Genomic DNA, 17,898 nt, shown 5'->3' with positions numbered 1-17,898 from the left:
GAAAAAATGGTCTTACAAAAATTAGAGAACTTCACAAATAAAGATATTATCAAAGAAGAAGCAGAAATCTTAACCAATTTATTAGATGATATTACGAAAAAATTGGTTCGTCCGGAAACCTTTGATAAAATTAGGCAGTTGAAGGATCTATCAAAAACACAGAACTATCGTGAGTTGAATCAAATAGTGGAACAATTGACAAATGAAGAAATGACAGTGATTTCACGTTATTTTGCCATTTTGCCACTCTTGATTAACATCTCAGAAGATGTCGATTTGGCCTATGAAATCAATCATTTGAATAACGTGGATGGTGAATACCTCGGAAAACTTTCTTCAACCATCAAAGAAGTTGCGAAAAATGAAGATGCACAAGAAATTCTTGAAAATCTCAATATTGTACCTGTTTTAACAGCCCATCCAACTCAAGTGCAACGAAAAACCATGCTGGATCTAACCAATCATATTCATGCTCTTCTTCGTCAGCACCGGGATGTTAAAGCTGGTTTAATGAATGAGAATAAGTGGTACAACAACCTTCGTTGTAATATCGAAATCATGATGCAAACGGATATGATTCGTGACAAAAAATTGAAGGTTACTAATGAAATCACCAATGTCATGGAATATTACAATAGCTCTTTCTTGCAAGCTGTTCCAAACCTGATGTTGGAATACAAACGCTTGGCAAAAGAGCATGGATTAGAGCTTGAACAACCACGTCCGATCACAATGGGCATGTGGATTGGGGGAGACCGGGACGGGAATCCGTTTGTAACAGCTGAGACCTTGAAGCGTTCAGCGACTATCCAAAGTGAAGTCATTTTGAACTATTACATCGAAAAGATTTCTAAATTATACCGTCACTTCTCCCTTTCAACGAGTCTTTCTAAAACAAGTGAAGCAGTAGCTGAAATGGCAGCCCTATCCAGTGATACATCCGTCTTTCGTGAAAAAGAACCTTACCGTCGAGCTTTCCACTATATCCAATCAAAATTGATCCAAACCTTGGTCAATTTAAAAGAATGGACGATGGTTGGGGAAACTAGAGAAGATCGTTATGCTGTCGAGAGGTTATTAGGAGCAAATGCTCATCAACAAGGGCCAGTTTCTGATTATATCGGCAATCGTATCTCTGGGGCTCTAAAGAAAATTTCTGAGAAAGAAGCTCCAGCTTATGCATCAGCTCAAGAATTTAAAGAAGACCTTGAAAAGATCAAAGATTCCTTGTTAGAAAACAAATCAGAGTATTTGATTTCTGGTGAATTTGCAGAACTTCTAGAAGCCATCGATGTTTTTGGATTCTATCTGGCCTCTATTGATATGCGCCAGGATTCGAGTGTGCATGAAGCCTGTGTGGCAGAATTGCTGAAATCAGCTGGAATTAATGACCATTATTCTGATTTATCAGAGGATGAAAAGTGTCAAGTTCTCTTGAAAGAACTTTTAGAAGATCCACGTATTTTATCAGCAACTCATGCTGAAAAATCTGAACTGCTTGAAAAAGAATTAGCGATTTTCCAAACGGCCCGTGAATTGAAGGATCGTTTAGGAGAAGAAGTCATTCGTCAAAACATCATTTCTCATGCAACCAGTGTGTCAGATATGTTGGAATTGGCTGTGATGTTGAAAGAAGTGGGCTTAGTCGATACGGAAAAAGCTCGTGTGCAAATCGTGCCTTTGTTTGAAACCATCGAAGATTTGGATCACTCAGAAGAAACCATGAGAAGTTACTTGTCTCTTCCGATTGCCAAACGTTGGATTGCTTCTAAGAACAACTACCAAGAGATTATGTTAGGTTATTCTGATTCCAACAAAGATGGTGGATACTTGTCTTCTTGCTGGACCCTCTTTAAAGCCCAACAACAATTGACCGCTATCGGAGATGAGTTTGGAGTGAAGATTACCTTCTTCCATGGTCGTGGTGGTACTGTTGGTCGTGGTGGAGGTCCTACTTATGAAGCCATCACGTCTCAACCATTGAAATCCATTAATGACCGTATCCGCTTAACTGAGCAAGGGGAAGTAATCGGCAATAAATATGGAAATAAAGATGCTGCTTACTACAACCTTGAGATGCTCGTCTCTGCAACCATTAACCGAATGATTGCCGAACAAAAGAGTCCATTCTCTATGTTTGATCGTTTCGGGGAAGTCATGGATAAAGTCGTGAATCGCAGTTACGATATCTATCGTGATTTGGTCTTTGGAAATGAGCACTTCTATGATTACTTCTTTGAATCAAGTCCGATCAAAGCAATTTCAAGTTTTAATATTGGTTCACGTCCAGCTGCTCGTAAGACCATTACAGAAATTGGTGGTTTGCGTGCTATTCCTTGGGTCTTCTCTTGGTCACAAAGTCGGGTGATGTTCCCTGGTTGGTATGGAGTAGGTTCTAGCTTTAAGGAATTTATCGATGAGGATCCTGAGAATATCGAAACCCTTCGATACATGTATAAAAACTGGCCTTTCTTCCAATCTCTCTTGTCAAATGTGGACATGGTCTTATCCAAAGCTAATATGGATATTGCCTTTGAGTACGCGCAATTGTGTGAAGAAGAAGAAGTGCGCAATATCTATCAGATTATCTTACATGAATGGCAATTGACCAAGGACATCATCTTGATGATTGAGGAACAAGACGAGTTGCTCGCTGAAAATCCTTATTTGAAAGAAAGTTTGGACTATCGGATGCCATACTTTAACGTCTTGAACTATATTCAGTTAGAATTGATTCGACGTCAACGGACTGGCCAACTACCAGCCGATCAAGACAAGCTAATCCATATTACGATCAATGGAGTGGCTACAGGATTACGAAATTCAGGTTAAAAAAAATCGGAACATTGTTCCGATTTTTTTAGTCCCTGATATTAAAGGACCAAAAGGTATGTAATGGCTTAAATAGAAGATTTCAAATGAGAATTTTCAAAGCTAGAACAGGATCTTTCAGCAAGCTGATAAAATAAAAGAAAAGAAGAGGAATAATTAAGAAAATATAGGTAAAAGGCTTGCAATTTTATCTAAAATTCGATAGAATAGTAAGGAAAGTTAGACTGTATTGCCTACTGTCTATCTATAAAATATATTTTATTGGAGGCTTTTACTCAAATGGCAAAAGAAAAATACGATCGTAGTAAACCGCACGTTAACATCGGTACAATCGGACACGTTGACCACGGTAAAACTACCCTAACTGCAGCAATCACAACTGTTTTGGCACGTCGCTTGCCTTCATCAGTTAACCAACCTAAAGACTATGCGTCTATCGATGCTGCTCCAGAAGAACGCGAACGCGGTATCACCATCAACACTGCACACGTTGAGTACGAAACTGCTAAACGTCACTACGCTCACATCGACGCTCCAGGACACGCGGACTACGTTAAAAACATGATCACTGGTGCCGCTCAAATGGACGGAGCTATCCTTGTAGTAGCTTCAACTGACGGACCAATGCCACAAACACGTGAACACATCCTTCTTTCACGTCAGGTTGGTGTTAAACACTTGATCGTCTTCATGAACAAAGTTGACTTGGTTGACGATGAAGAATTGCTTGAATTGGTTGAAATGGAAATCCGTGACCTTCTTTCAGAATACGATTTCCCAGGTGATGACCTTCCAGTTATCCAAGGTTCAGCTCTTAAAGCTCTTGAAGGTGACTCTAAATATGAAGACATCATCATGGAATTGATGGATACTGTTGATGAGTACATCCCAGAACCAGAACGCGACACTGACAAACCATTGCTTCTTCCAGTCGAAGACGTATTCTCAATCACTGGACGTGGTACAGTTGCTTCAGGACGTATCGACCGTGGTGTTGTTCGTGTCAACGACGAAATCGAAATCGTTGGTATCAAAGACGAAATCCAAAAAGCAGTTGTTACTGGTGTTGAAATGTTCCGTAAACAACTTGACGAAGGTCTTGCAGGGGATAACGTTGGTGTGCTTCTTCGTGGTATCCAACGTGATGAAATCGAACGTGGACAAGTTATCGCTAAACCAGGTTCAATCAACCCACACACTAAATTCAAAGGTGAAGTTTACATCCTTACTAAAGAAGAAGGTGGACGTCATACTCCATTCTTCAACAACTACCGTCCACAGTTCTACTTCCGTACAACTGACGTAACTGGATCTATCGAACTTCCAGCTGGAACTGAAATGGTAATGCCTGGTGATAACGTGACTATCGACGTTGAGTTGATCCACCCAATCGCCGTTGAACAAGGTACTACATTCTCAATCCGTGAAGGTGGACGTACTGTTGGTTCAGGTATGGTTACTGAAATCGAAGCTTAATTCGATCTAGTTCCCAGATTAACAATTATATAGACAGACAGAAAACCCCGTGAAGACGGGGTTTTTATTTTGGTAAAAATTAAAATGAGCTTGTGCAACCTTTCATTATGACGAAAATTATGGTAAAATAGATAGTATAAAATTAGAAAAAAGAGGTATGTGAAATGTCACGTAAACCATTTATCGCTGGTAACTGGAAAATGAACAAAAATCCAGAAGAAGCAAAAGCATTCGTTGAAGCTGTAGCATCAAAACTTCCTTCAGCTGACCTTGTTGAAGCTGGTATCGCAGCTCCTGCAGTTGACTTGACAACTGTTCTTGCTGCTGCTAAAGGTTCAAACCTTAAAGTTGCTGCCCAAAACACTTACTTTGAAAATGCTGGTGCCTTCACTGGTGAAACTAGCCCACAAGTTTTTAAAGAAATCGGTACTGACTACGTTGTTATCGGACACTCAGAACGTCGTGACTACTTCCATGAAACTGATGAAGACATTAACAAAAAAGCAAAAGCAATCTTTGCGAATGGTATGCTTCCAATCATCTGTTGTGGTGAAAGCCTTGAAACTTACGAAGCTGGTAAAGCAGCAGAATTCGTAGGAGCTCAAGTTTCAGCTGCTCTTGCTGGATTGACTGCAGAACAAGTCGCTTCAACAGTTATCGCATACGAACCAATCTGGGCGATCGGTACTGGTAAATCAGCTTCACAAGATGACGCACAAAAAATGTGTAAAGTTGTTCGTGACGTTGTAGCTGCTGACTTTGGTCAAGAAGTGGCTGATAAAGTACGTGTTCAATACGGTGGTTCAGTTAAACCTGAAAACGTTGCTGAATACATGGCTTGTCCAGACGTTGACGGAGCTCTTGTGGGTGGTGCATCACTTGATCCAGAAAGCTTCTTGGCATTGCTTGACTTCGTTAAATAATAACATCTAAAAGGCGAGAGATTTCTCGTCTTTTTTGTCTTTTTTATAGTAGAAAAGACCAGCTTCAAAGCTGGTCTTTTGAGTTAGGAACGTCCTAATAGTTTCTTAATGAGAGAAATCAGTTTGTATTTCAGAGGATTTGGGTAATAACGGAAGGTCCCCATCTTACGTACGATGTAGCCGTTGAAGTTTTGTTTGAAACGAAGAACACCGTCGGACCCGTCAAAGATTCCTTGAATACCAAGGAAGTTATATCTTGGGATACCACGTTTGATGGTTTCAAGCATCATATATTCTTGGAGAACAGCAGGAGCATAGAACTTATTAAATTCTGTATAAGAGCCACTGAATAAATAGGTGGATTCTTGTGGCATATAGACGAAGAGGCTTCCTGCAAGAATGACGTCTTGATCTCCATATTTTTCTATATATTCTTTCGCTTCCTTCTTTCTCACCTCAAAGGTATCAAACTGGCTAGAGAATTCACGAAGTTGATTTTGTTTTTTCTCTGAATTGGGGTTGACTTCAAGATCTTTCTGTAATTTTTCAATCTTCTGTGCTAGTTTTCCTTGGTCTTTTTCAAGATTCGTGTAGTAATGGTGGAAGTTCAGTGTTGCGATCATGAAATCTGCTTTGTCGCCAAAACTGTCATAGAAGGTTTGGTAATAATCCAAGGTCTTATCCTGATAGTCGCGACGGTCACTGGTAGAGGAAGTAATATCCTTAAAGAGTTGCAGTTCATCTCGGTTTAATCGTTTCAGTTCAATACCGAAAGATTTGGCTTTCTTGACAAGTGGCTTTCCTTTTTTACTGAAGCTCTTGAGAAGATTTTTTTCGGTGATGCCCTCCATATCTTTCACATAATGCCAATCACCTTCTCCACCTGGATAACCTGTTGTTAAACCATCATGCTGATAGCCCAAGTTTTTAAGGGTATCCATAAAATGAGTTTGCTCTTCACTGGTTGGATTGCCGTCACTGTCAAAGGTTTGATAGGTATCATAGGGCTTGATAACGAGTTCTATAGCCCCATTTTCTTTCGCATAGTCTTTTAAGGCTGCATAGAAGGGTTCTAGCATAGCCTTCTCTTGGTAAAGGGGGCCAGAATTGATTTCCATATGGAGACCACCTGTCATAGGAAGACTGTACAAGATTGCTGCCACTTGGACTTGGTCTTCTTGTTTCCAAGCGATAAATTGGACCGTGTTTCCTCGCTTTTCAAGCAGATCTGCCATTTCAGCAGACTGGATAAAAGAGCGATGGGAGACAGTATTTGCAAATGAGGTAAATTCTTCTTTTGAAATTGTCGTAAGAGTCATGTAACTTATTTACTCCTTAATTTTTTCCGGATCTTGTAGACTTTGTTTACAAGTGGATAAAGTGGACTGGTTGGGAGGTTGAATTCCCCAACAAATTCTTCAATGACAGGATTAAATTTAGATTTGAAATGATAGAGACCACCATCAAGTGAATTTTCAATGCCCCCCATATTCTGCCAAGAAGCACCACGGTCGAAAGCGTGTTGGGCAGTTTCATACCAAGTGAGGATAGCAGGTTGGTAACGGCGGAATTCTTCATCCATCCCTGCATAAACATTTTCAGACGTCCCACCGAATTCAAGGGTTAAGGTCCCAGATAAAGGAACGACCTGTCTACCTGCTTGGAGATGCTGTTCAAGAAATTGCAGTTCTTCCTCTATCCGCTCTTTTTCTTTTTGGTTATTCTCAACCTTGCCAGGCTTTGTTTTTTCTGTGAATTTTTCAGCCTCTGCCTTATTTTTTTCAAGATCTTTTGTAAGGGAGGTTTTCCGTTTCTCGAGATCTAGCGTAGACAAAGTAATGTAGGATTGTCCTTGGTAGGTTGTGAGTAGTTTTTCGTAGTAGTCTTTTCCACGTAAATGAATGCTTTTACGAGCTTCAGTCTTTTTCATGAGAGAAGCAAAGTCCTCTAACAATTCAGTCCCACCAAATTGGACTTGGATCCCTTTGTTTCGAGCTGTTCGGATGGCTTGTCGAGTAGATTTTGAAAGATCTTGCTCAGTGAAAAACTCTTTGTGGATATTCGCTTGAAAGCGTGGTTGGATATTTTCTGCCATATCACTGGTTCGGCCAGTCCATTCAACTCCTTCTGTTGTTAGGGTATCGATCACTGCTTGCACAGCAGGAGTTTCCGTCTGTTCTTGTCCAATCAAGTGTTTACTCAAAAAAAGACTTGGATCAAATTTCACAAATAAGGCCTTGTATTGTTTGGCTATCTTTTTAAGGGACTGGATCACATATGAAACCAGCTCCTTGTTTTGGTAATCCATGATGGGGCCTCGAGGAATGTAGAGCATGGAAAAGCCAAGTGGCAGGGGTTGAATCAAGATGTTTGCAACAGCGACTAATTGGTCTTCTTGATAAAAACCAACCCGTTCATTTCCCCAATTATCTTTGATTTTTGCCCATGAGCTGCTTTGTAAGAGATTGGTTTGATCACTCTGAATAACAAAGTCATCATGCTCACTAGCAGAAATTCCTAGCTGGTAATGGTACATTTCTTATAATACCCACTTTCTAATGGCATATGCAACGCCAGATTCATCATTTGATTTGGTAATAGTTGTAGCAATTTTTTTAAGAGCTGGATTGCCATTCTCCATAACGACGGCATGTCCCACGACTTCTAGCATGGAACGGTCATTTTCCTCATCTCCGATGGCCATGGTTTCTTCTTGCTGGATTCCAAGTCGTTCAGCTAGATGAAGAACAGCTGATCCCTTATTGGTTGTTTTCCCTAGAATTTCTAAATAAAAAGGGGCTGATTTGACCATAGTGAAGCGGTCCTTGAATTCTTTAGGAATTTTTGCAATCGCAGCATCTAGAATGTCTGGTTCATCGATATACATGGCCTTGACAAATTCTTTCTCACGAACTTCTTCAGGCGTCCGGTAATAAAGGGGCATATTGACCAGTTGAGATTCATGAATGGTGTAGCGTCCGATATCGCGATTGCTGGTATAGATGCCGTCTTTAGTAATAGCATGAGAGTGGATTTGGAGTTTGTTAGCAAGAGACTCGATATCGAGATAGTCCTCATAATCTAAAAGGTCTTTGATGAGTTCTTTTCCAGTAGCAGTTTCTTGCACCAGACCGCCATTAAAGGTAATGACATAGTCTCCAGGATCCATCAAATGGAGTCCTTTTAAAAGTTTTGAGACCCCTGCAATAGGACGACCGGTTGTGATCACGATTTTAACGTCTGCGGCTTTAGCGTCTTGAATGGCTTCAAATACAGAAGGTGTGATCTCTTTTTTTGAATTGAGAAGTGTACCGTCGATATCGATCGCAACTAATTTAATGGACATCCGTCTCTCCTGTAAAATAATCATTGGTGATATAGGAAGTGAATTCCTCTACTTGCTTACTGAAAAGTCCATTAACCTCCAGCATTTCTTTTGGGAAATAGAAGCGGTTGTCCCCATAGCGAGTTCCTGCTAAAGCAGCGACGAGTGGAGACAACTGAGACAATTCAGCGAGACTCCCATCTTTTCGGATCATCTCGATCTGGGTCCGTGGTTTTTCAAGCTCTGGTCGATAAATATCGTAAGGCAGGTCAAAATTTTGATGAATAGCTGTGTAGTAGGTTGGATTAAAGCCAACCTCTTTAATCAGTTTTTCAAGGATTGCTAAGTCTTTTCGCTTATCTTCTGTAAATAGAATCGATTTGAAGACTTTCCGATTAATATAGCGCTGAGCAAGATCAGACAGGATGGTATCCGGGCTATCCATCCAGACTTGGAAATAGGTATTCATCACACCGTCATCTAGATTTAGGTAGTCTTGAATGGTGACCTCTTCTTCAAAAAATGGAATCAAGCGAGGTGAAGTCAGTTGAAAATACTCTTTCTGATCTGGATAAATGGTTCTAGCGCGTTTGAGTAGATTTTGAAGGAGGACTTCCATGGCACGAGTAGCCGGGTGGAAGTAGACCTGCATATACATTTGGTAACGGCTGACCACGTAATCCTCGACAGCGTGCATGCCATTTTGTTGGAAGGCAATACCATTTTCAATCGGTCGAATGACACGCAAAATACGGGTCAAGTCAAATTTTCCATAGGAAGCACCCGTAAAATAGGCATCCCGCAGTAAATAATCCATCCGGTCCACATCAATTTGACTAGAAATCAATTGCACCACTTGTTTATTGGGATAGGTATGATCAATGACGCTGGCTACACGGTTTGGGAAATCAGGTGCTACCTGTAAGAGGATTTGATTGACCTCCGTCTCTGGACTGGTGATGATCAGCTGGGTCATCTTTTCATGATCGGTTCCAAAGAGTCCTTCGAAGGTATGAGAATAGGCACCATGTCCAATGTCATGAAGAAGAGCGGCTGTCATGGTCAGTAAGTTTTCATCAGAATTCCATTGCTCTGCATACTTTTCCTCAAAAATAGACAGAATACGTCTTGAAATTTCATAGGCGCCAAGACAGTGAGAAAAACGACTATGCTCCCCACCGTGGAAGGTAAAACCAGATGTCCCCAGTTGTTTGATGCGGCGTAGTCGTTGAAATTCTTTACTATTAATTAATTGATAAATGATGGGATGATCCACATGAACGTAATCATGCACGGGATCGCGAAAGACTTTTTCATTCATGGGTCTATTATAGCAAAAAAAAGCCTATTTTGCGATCTAGAGGCTAATAGGGGCAGTCAAAATGCGTAAAATTTGATAGAATAGTAAGGCAAGAAAAGAAGAGAAGGAGACAAAGATGCAGATTCGCATTCAAAATACCATTCGATTTGGAGAAGAAATGGAAATCGTTGATCAGTACTATCAAGGTGAATGGAAGGAAAAAGCAGGTTTTCAATATCTCTTGTATACCAATGAAGAAGATGAAAAAGTTGCTTTGAAATTTTCCAACGATGAATTGGTCATGACACGATTCTCAAGTCCAAAATCCATCATGCGTTTCTACAAAAATGAAGATGGTGGGGCAATCATCCCAACTCCGATGGGTATTCAGCAATTTTTGATTACAACAGATCTCTTTCAATTAGAGGATGGGCATTTGCAAGTCTCTTATCGCTTGTTAACTCTCGATGGAGAACAGGAATTTGCCAATTATCAATTACTGGTTGAATGGGAAGAATAGACCTCATTAAATTATTAGAGATCCCGCTTGCTTTATTCTACAAAAATGGTATAATAAAACCACTCAAGGGAGTAGCTGGCGGTTTTCCGCGATAGTGTCGTCATTACGAAATTATTTCCGGCACTATATTAAACGGCGAGACTTGTTTTTTAAAACAGGTCTCTTTTTTGTGCAAAAGAGACCTAGTAGAAAGCTATAAGGAGGAAACTATTTTGTCAAAAGAACAAAATAAAGCTTTGTTTTATACACAGAGCAAAGAAGAAGTTCTAAAGGAATTGGACTCTTCAATTGAAGGCTTGTCAACTGCTCAAGCTCAAGAACGTTTAGCGACTTATGGTCATAATGAACTGGACGAAGGTGAAAAACGTAGCCTCTTGTCTAAGTTTATCGATCAGTTTAAAGATTTGATGATCATCATCTTGTTGATCGCCGCAGCTCTCTCTGTGATCACAGAAGGAATGGACGGCCTTACAGATGCCATGATCATCTTAGCCGTTGTTGTTTTGAACGCAGCTTTTGGTGTCTACCAAGAAGGACAAGCCGAAGCAGCTATCGAAGCACTGAAAAACATGTCTAGTCCATTAGCGCGTGTCCGCCGTGATGGTCACGTGATTGAAATTGATTCCAAAGAATTGGTCCCAGGGGATATCGTTCTTCTGGAAGCTGGAGATGTGGTTCCTGCTGATATGCGCTTGTTGGAAGCAGCTTCTCTTAAGATCGAAGAAGCAGCTCTTACAGGGGAATCGGTTCCAGTTGAAAAAGATGTGACTGGCCTTGTTGAGGCAGATGCTGGTATCGGAGACCGTGTCAATATGGGTTACCAAAACTCAAATGTAACTTATGGTCGTGGTATTGGTGTCGTAACAAACACTGGTATGTATACTGAAGTTGGTAAGATTGCGGATATGTTGGCAAATGCCGATGAGACAGAAACACCATTGAAGCAAAGCTTGGAACAATTATCTAAAGCCTTGACTTACTTAATCGTTGTGATTGCGATTATCACTTTCTTAGTTGGTGTATTCGTTCGTGGTGAACATCCGTTGGAAGGCTTGATGGTTGCGGTTGCTCTTGCGGTTGCTGCGATTCCAGAAGGACTCCCTGCTATTGTAACCATCGTTCTCTCTTTGGGAACAACAACCCTTGCCAAACGTAATTCGATTGTTCGTAAATTACCAGCAGTTGAAACACTTGGTTCAACAGAAATCATCGCATCTGATAAAACAGGTACTTTGACCATGAACCAAATGACGGTTGAAAAAGTCTATACAAATGGTCAATTGCAAAGTGCAGCAACAGAAATTGGAGCAAGCAACAATACGCTTCGCATTATGAACTTTGCCAATGATACCAAGGTGGATCCATCTGGCAAATTGATCGGGGACCCAACAGAGACTGCTTTGGTCCAGTTTGGTTTGGACCACAACTTTGATGTTCGTGAAGTCTTGAAGGGTGAGCCACGTGTGGCGGAATTGCCATTTGACTCAGATCGTAAGCTCATGTCTACCATCCACAAGGAAGCAGATGGTTCATACTTTATCGCTGTTAAGGGAGCTCCTGACCAATTGCTCAAACGTGTGACGCGTATTGAAGTCAATGGAGAAGTTCGCCCTATCACAGAAGAAGACAAGAAAGCTATCCTTGTAACCAATAAAGACTTGGCCAAACAAGCCCTTCGTGTCTTGATGATGGCTTATAAGACAAGCAATGAAATTCCAACATTGGAATCTGAAATTGTTGAGTCTGACCTGATCTTCTCTGGTTTGGTCGGCATGATTGACCCTGAGCGTCCAGAAGCTGCAGAAGCTGTTCGTGTCGCTAAGGAAGCGGGTATCCGTCCGATCATGATCACGGGTGACCACCAAGATACAGCAGAAGCTATTGCCAAACGTCTGGGAATCATCGATCCAAATGATACAGAAGACCATGTCTTCACAGGGGCTGAGTTGAATGAACTCTCTGACGAAGAATTCCAAAAAGTCTTCAAGCAATATTCTGTCTATGCGCGTGTATCACCTGAACACAAGGTTCGGATCGTGAAAGCTTGGCAAAATGAAGGAAAAGTTGTTGCCATGACAGGGGATGGGGTCAACGATGCACCATCACTTAAGACAGCTGATATCGGTATCGGTATGGGGATTACAGGTACAGAAGTTTCTAAGGGAGCTTCAGACATGGTCCTTGCAGATGATAACTTTGCAACCATTATCGTAGCGGTAGAAGAAGGACGTAAGGTCTTCTCAAATATCCAAAAATCTATCCAATACCTCTTGTCTGCCAATATGGCTGAGGTCTTCACCATTTTCTTTGCAACCCTCTTTGGATGGGATGTTCTTCAACCAGTACATCTTCTCTGGATTAACCTGGTTACCGATACTCTTCCAGCCATCGCTCTTGGTGTGGAACCAGCTGAGCCAGGTGTCATGACCCACAAACCTCGTGGACGTAAATCGAACTTCTTTGACGGTGGGGTCTTCGGAGCTATTCTTTATCAAGGTATCTTCCAAACCATGCTGGTTCTTGGTGTTTATGGTTGGGCCTTGATTTCTCCTGAACACTCTACCCGTGCAGAAATCCATGCAGATGCTTTAACCATGGCCTTTGCGACTCTTGGATTGATCCAATTGCTCCATGCCTTTAACGTTAAGTCTGTTTACCAATCGATCTTTAAAGTGGGACTCTTCAAGAACAAGACCTTTAACTGGTCGATTCCAGTTGCCTTTGTTCTCTTGATGGCGACCATCATTGTCCCTGGATTTAACAAACTCTTCCATGTCTCTCATTTGAGTTTGACACAATGGTTAGCAGTTATGATTGGTTCGCTCTTGATTGTTGTTCTCGTTGAGATTGTTAAAGCCGTTCAACGTGCACTTGGAAAAGATAAAAACGCCATTTAAACATAAAAAAGTCATCTTTGGATGGCTTTTTTTTCGGGCAAAATAGACTGGGCATATTTCTTGAGGTACGTGTGGATTTTTGATAAACTAGTCAACAGTTTGAAGAAAGGAAACTTAGTTATGAAAAAGTTTTTTGCTGAAGTAATCGGCACATTTATGCTTGTCTTTATCGGGACTGGCGCAGTCGTTTTTGGAAATGGAACAGAAGGTCTGGGACATTTAGGAATTGCCTTGGCATTCGGTTTATCTATTGTTGCAGCTGCTTACTCAATTGGGACTGTTTCTGGTGCCCACTTGAACCCGGCTGTTTCGATTGCCATGTTTGTGAACAAACGCTTGTCATCTAAAGACTTGGTTAATTATATTGCAGCGCAAGTAGTGGGTGCGGTTCTCGCATCTGCAACGGTACTCTTCCTCTTGTCAAATTCAGGTATGTCAACAGCTAGTCTTGGTGAAAATGCCCTAGCGAAGGGGGTGACTCCATTTGGCGGATTCTTGTTTGAAGTAATTGCTTCCTTTATCTTTATTTTGGTCATCATGACAGTGACATCAGCTACCAAAGGTAATGACAAGATCGCTGGTCTTGTGATCGGTTTGAGCTTGACTTTGATTATTCTTGTTGGTTTGAACATTACAGGACTTTCTGTTAACCCAGCTCGTAGCTTGGCACCTGCCCTCTTTGTTGGTGGTGCAGCCCTTCAACAAATTTGGATCTTTATCTTGGCTCCAATTGTCGGTGGTGTTTTGGCTGCAATCGTTGCAAAAAATCTCTTAGATACAGAAGAGTAAAAAAATTGGTCCCAGAGGGACCAATTTTTTTATAGTTCAAGGATCGTCATGGCTTGAGAAAATTCATGAGCGAGCTGTTTTTTCTTGTATGCTTTAAATTCGGGGAGGTCTTTGATTCTGCGATAGCGTTTGTAGGGATCGTATCGTTTTGGAAAATCATATTCAGGAAAAGCTTCGAAAAATTGTTTGCAAAGCTCCCATTCTCGGACATAGCCTAAAGGTCTGGCATGATAGGTGATATTGTCGATTTTCCTATCTGAAATTCTGTGGTGGCTGTGTCCAAATATGACATCTTTGACAGGGAATTGCCGAAAAAGCTCATGGAAGGCTTGACTTCCTAGAAAAGCATTAAAGCGTTCAAAATAAGGGTGGCGCAGGAGAAACTGACTATGAGGCACAAAGTGCATGGCGATGATCAGGGGTTGATCCACTTGCATGAGTTCTGTTTCGAGCTCTTGCAACAGACGTTGGGTAATGGCTGGATCAGATCCCATTCGTTGGAGACGTCTGTCAAACCAAAACAGATTCTTTGTTTGGAGATGTTTTTGGGGAGAGATAGTAGGAACAAAGCTGTAGTCATACCAGCCCGAAAAAGCAAGAAGCGTATGATTGGAGAAGGGAATTTTTTGAAATTCAAAAGGTCTTATGGCGTTTTCTGACAGGCCCAGCATATCATGATTTCCCAAGCTAAAGGTCACAGGAAGGTGATATTGAAGTTGGTCTAAAAATTCCTGTGAGGTCTTTTTAAAGCCGTTGGCAATATCTCCTGCAATATGGAGATGTTGAATTTTTTTGTCCTTGAAAAGAGTGATCAGGGTCTCTAATTCTTCTTTACCGAAGTTGTTCGAATCAATATGTAAATCGGACATAAAAGCTACTATTGTCATGCTACCAGTCTAGCATAAGAGGATCTTTTTTTCTAACAATTAGGTTACAAATGAATGGAAAAATGTTGAAAATTAGCTGGCTTGGCAGTAGTCAACCAGCAGATCCAATATTGGAAGGTGGGCAAATAGTGAAGGTTATGATATAATAGACTAGATACATAGAAAGAGGTACTTATGGACATTTCAGAAATTCGTCAAAAAATTGACGCAAATCGTGAAAAATTAGCTTCTTTCAGGGGGTCTCTTTGACTTAGAGGCATTGGAAGAAGAAATTGCCATTTTAGAAAATAAAATGACAGAACCTGATTTTTGGGATGATAATATTGCTGCGCAAAAGACATCTCAAGAATTAAATGAACTCAAGCAGACCTATGAAAATTTCCATCAAATGGTGGATCTCTTTGATGAGTCAGAAATCTTACTGGACTTTTTGGCAGAAGACGATTCGGTCAAGGAAGAATTGATCGAGAAGTTGGAGGAGCTGGATAAACGTATGACCAGCTATGAGATGACCTTGCTATTGTCTGAACCTTATGACAATAATAATGCCATCCTAGAAATCCACCCAGGTTCAGGAGGAACAGAGGCTCAGGACTGGGGCGACATGCTTCTTCGGATGTATACTCGTTTTGGGAATGCTCATGGCTTCAAGGTTGAAGTCTTGGACTATCAGGCTGGAGATGAGGCTGGAATCAAGTCGGTGACCCTATCCTTTGAAGGGCCACATGCATACGGTCTTCTGAAATCTGAAATGGGGGTACACCGTTTGGTTCGGATCTCTCCATTTGACTCCGCTAAACGTCGTCATACCTCCTTTACATCTGTTGAGGTCATGCCCGAATTAGACGATACCATCGAAGTCGAAGTTCGTGATGATGATATCAAGATGGACACCTTCCGCTCTGGTGGAGCTGGTGGACAAAACGTCAACAAGGTTTCTACAGGGGTGCGCTTGACCCACATTCCGACAGGGATTGTAGTGGCGTCCACCGTGGATCGGACCCAATACGGGAACCGTGATCGTGCGATGAAGATGTTGCAAGCTAAACTCTACCAATTAGAGCAAGAGAAAAAAGCAGCAGAAGTGGATTCTCTAAAAGGGGATAAAAAAGAAATCACCTGGGGAAGTCAAATCCGCTCCTATGTTTTTACCCCTTACACCATGGTTAAGGATCACCGGACCAACTACGAAGTAGCGCAGGTGGACAAGGTGATGGATGGAGATATCGATGGCTTTATCGATGCCTACCTTAAATGGCGTCTCCAATAACCTTGAGGGAATCAACCAGAAAAGAATGAAAGGAATTTCATTACATGTCAATGATTGAAATGAAAGATGTTGTCAAAAAGTATGACAACGGGACGACGGCCCTTCGCGGGGTCTCTGTCCAAATTGAACCAGGAGAATTTGCCTACATCGTAGGACCTTCTGGTGCAGGGAAGTCGACCTTTATTCGACTTTTATACCGTGAAGTCAAACACGATAAAGGAAGTTTGAAAGTAGCTGATTTTGATTTGGATAAAATCAAAAAACGCGATATTCCTATGTTGCGACGCAATGTGGGAGTGGTCTTCCAAGATTATAAATTGCTTCCAAAGAAAACCGTTTATGAAAATATTGCCTACGCTATGCAAGTTATCGGTGAGCGCCGTCGCAATATTAAAAAGCGTGTGATGGAAGTTTTGGATCTTGTCGGATTGAAACACAAGGTCCGCTCATTCCCGAATGAATTGTCAGGGGGAGAGCAACAACGGATTGCGATTGCTCGTGCGATCGTCAATAATCCGAAAGTCTTGATTGCGGATGAGCCAACGGGGAACTTGGACCCAGATAATTCATGGGAAATCATGAATCTTTTGGAGCGGATTAATCTGCAAGGAACCACAGTATTGATGGCGACCCACAATAGCCAGATTGTAAATACTTTACGTCACCGTGTCATTGCGATTGAAAATGGTCGTGTAGTGCGTGATGAAGCGGAAGGAGAGTACGGATACGATGATTAGAAGATTTTTCCGACACTTAATCGAATCGCTTAAAAGCTTGAAACGAAATGGTTGGATGACGATTGCAGCGGTCAGCTCGGTTATGATTACCCTTAGCTTGGTTGCTATTTTCGCCTCAGTTATTGCCAATACCATCAAGCTTTCAGATGATATTCAAAACAGTGTGCGGGTTGTAGTATACATGCGCAAGGATATTCAAGATCAGAGCGAGCAGATTGAAAAAGACGGTCAAACCGTGACCAATGAAAATTACCATAAGGTCTACGATGCTCTGACAGCCATGAAGCATGTCGACAAGGTTGATTTTTCTAGCAAGGAAGAACAGTATGATAAACTGATCAAAACAGCTGGGAACAACTGGAAGATTTTTGATGGAGATGCCAATCCTCTCTATGATGCTTATTATGTAGAGACAACAGCTCCTAAATATGTAAAGCAAGTTTCGGCTGATGCCAAAAAAATTGAAGGAGTTTCTGAGGTTAAAGATGGTGGGGTCGATACCCAACGCTTGTTTGCTCTTGGAACCTTCATCCGAAACTGGGGCTTGATTGGTGTAGCTTTATTGATCTTTATCGCAGTCTTCTTGATTTCAAATACCATTCGGATTACCATTATTTCACGTAGTCGTGAGATTAAGATTATGCGACTGGTAGGAGCAAAAAATGGCTATATTCGTGCACCATTCCTTTTAGAAGGTGCTTGGATCGGTCTCTTGGGAGCCTTAGTTCCTTCAGCTTTGGTCTTCTATGTGTATAATGTTGTCTATACGTCAATGAACAATAACTTGGCAGACCAAAACTTGTATCTCTATAGTCCTCATCTATTGGTACCGATCATGGTCGGTGGCCTCTTTGGATTAGGGATTTTGATTGGAGCGATTGGTTCTTCAATCTCCATGAGACGTTTTCTTAAGATATAATAAAAAAGCAAGTTCATACTTGC

14 protein-coding genes are annotated in these 17,898 nt (G+C 41.3%); 9 read left to right on the top strand and 5 right to left on the bottom strand.

Annotated features, from left to right (window positions below; all coding sequences use genetic code 11):
- The first annotated feature begins 6 nt into the window (after positions 1-6).
- From ppc to tpiA, 3 genes are all read left to right on the top strand, one after another.
- Positions 7-2,832, top strand: a complete 2,826-nt coding sequence (gene ppc, locus NFR56_RS00245; protein ID WP_070674304.1) for a phosphoenolpyruvate carboxylase — start codon at positions 7-9, stop codon at positions 2,830-2,832.
- Between the two features lie 279 nt (positions 2,833-3,111).
- Positions 3,112-4,308 (top strand): elongation factor Tu, encoded by a 1,197-nt coding sequence (gene tuf / locus NFR56_RS00240; RefSeq protein WP_003008055.1) that lies wholly within the window; start codon positions 3,112-3,114, stop codon positions 4,306-4,308.
- Positions 4,309-4,472: 164 nt separating this feature from the next.
- Complete coding sequence (tpiA, locus tag NFR56_RS00235) at positions 4,473-5,231, top strand: triose-phosphate isomerase (RefSeq protein WP_251456984.1); 759 nt, start codon at positions 4,473-4,475, stop codon at positions 5,229-5,231.
- Between the two features lie 83 nt (positions 5,232-5,314).
- Here the strand turns inward: tpiA and NFR56_RS00230 are convergent, their stop codons facing one another.
- From NFR56_RS00230 to NFR56_RS00215, 4 genes are read right to left on the bottom strand one after another with little or no spacing between them, the layout of a single operon-like run.
- Positions 5,315-6,550, bottom strand: a complete 1,236-nt coding sequence (locus NFR56_RS00230; protein ID WP_134974096.1) for an aminoacyltransferase — start codon at positions 6,548-6,550, stop codon at positions 5,315-5,317.
- 5 nt (positions 6,551-6,555) lie between these two features.
- Positions 6,556-7,767, bottom strand: a complete 1,212-nt coding sequence (locus NFR56_RS00225; RefSeq protein WP_134974095.1) for an aminoacyltransferase — start codon at positions 7,765-7,767, stop codon at positions 6,556-6,558.
- Between the two features lie 3 nt (positions 7,768-7,770).
- Entirely contained in the window at positions 7,771-8,577 is an 807-nt protein-coding gene (gene yidA / locus NFR56_RS00220) for a sugar-phosphatase (protein WP_251456981.1), read from the bottom strand.
- Positions 8,567-9,877 (bottom strand): HD domain-containing protein, encoded by a 1,311-nt coding sequence (locus NFR56_RS00215; protein WP_013903868.1) that lies wholly within the window; start codon positions 9,875-9,877, stop codon positions 8,567-8,569. The genes yidA and NFR56_RS00215 overlap by 11 nt, the downstream gene beginning before the upstream one ends.
- Positions 9,878-9,992: 115 nt before the next feature.
- Here NFR56_RS00215 and NFR56_RS00210 point away from each other — a divergent pair, with 115 nt between their 5' ends.
- The 3 genes from NFR56_RS00210 to NFR56_RS00200 all read left to right on the top strand — a co-directional run bounded on the left by NFR56_RS00210 (position 9,993) and on the right by NFR56_RS00200 (position 14,062).
- Positions 9,993-10,376, top strand: a complete 384-nt coding sequence (locus NFR56_RS00210; protein ID WP_134974092.1) for a YwiB family protein — start codon at positions 9,993-9,995, stop codon at positions 10,374-10,376.
- 212 nt (positions 10,377-10,588) lie between these two features.
- Positions 10,589-13,273 (top strand): cation-translocating P-type ATPase, encoded by a 2,685-nt coding sequence (locus NFR56_RS00205; RefSeq protein WP_134974091.1) that lies wholly within the window; start codon positions 10,589-10,591, stop codon positions 13,271-13,273.
- Between the two features lie 120 nt (positions 13,274-13,393).
- Positions 13,394-14,062: an MIP/aquaporin family protein gene (locus tag NFR56_RS00200; protein ID WP_118227972.1), complete on the top strand. Its 669-nt coding sequence runs from the start codon at positions 13,394-13,396 to the stop codon at positions 14,060-14,062.
- Between the two features lie 29 nt (positions 14,063-14,091).
- Here NFR56_RS00200 and NFR56_RS00195 read toward each other — a convergent pair whose 3' ends face one another.
- Positions 14,092-14,949, bottom strand: a complete 858-nt coding sequence (locus NFR56_RS00195; RefSeq protein ID WP_118227973.1) for a metallophosphoesterase — start codon at positions 14,947-14,949, stop codon at positions 14,092-14,094.
- Between the two features lie 174 nt (positions 14,950-15,123).
- Here NFR56_RS00195 and prfB point away from each other — a divergent pair.
- From prfB to ftsX, 3 genes are all read left to right on the top strand, one after another.
- Positions 15,124-16,219 (top strand): peptide chain release factor 2 gene (gene prfB, locus NFR56_RS00190; RefSeq protein WP_100209015.1). Its coding sequence is split into 2 segments (ribosomal slippage): positions 15,124-15,195 and positions 15,197-16,219, totalling 1,095 coding nucleotides; the frame shifts between segments, so codons are not numbered across the junction.
- A gap of 44 nt (positions 16,220-16,263) precedes the next feature.
- Positions 16,264-16,956 (top strand): cell division ATP-binding protein FtsE, encoded by a 693-nt coding sequence (gene ftsE, locus NFR56_RS00185; RefSeq protein ID WP_003008021.1) that lies wholly within the window; start codon positions 16,264-16,266, stop codon positions 16,954-16,956.
- A complete protein-coding gene (gene ftsX / locus NFR56_RS00180) occupies positions 16,949-17,875 on the top strand; it encodes a permease-like cell division protein FtsX (protein WP_042759907.1) in 927 nt (308 codons plus the stop codon). The genes ftsE and ftsX overlap by 8 nt, the downstream gene beginning before the upstream one ends.
- The last annotated feature ends 23 nt before the right edge of the window (positions 17,876-17,898 follow it).

The organism is Streptococcus caecimuris (genome assembly GCF_943193075.1).
GTDB classification, from domain to species: domain Bacteria; phylum Bacillota; class Bacilli; order Lactobacillales; family Streptococcaceae; genus Streptococcus; species Streptococcus caecimuris.
The sequence above is the reverse complement of the archived record's forward strand: the minus strand, read 5'-3'. Positions and strand labels throughout refer to the sequence as shown.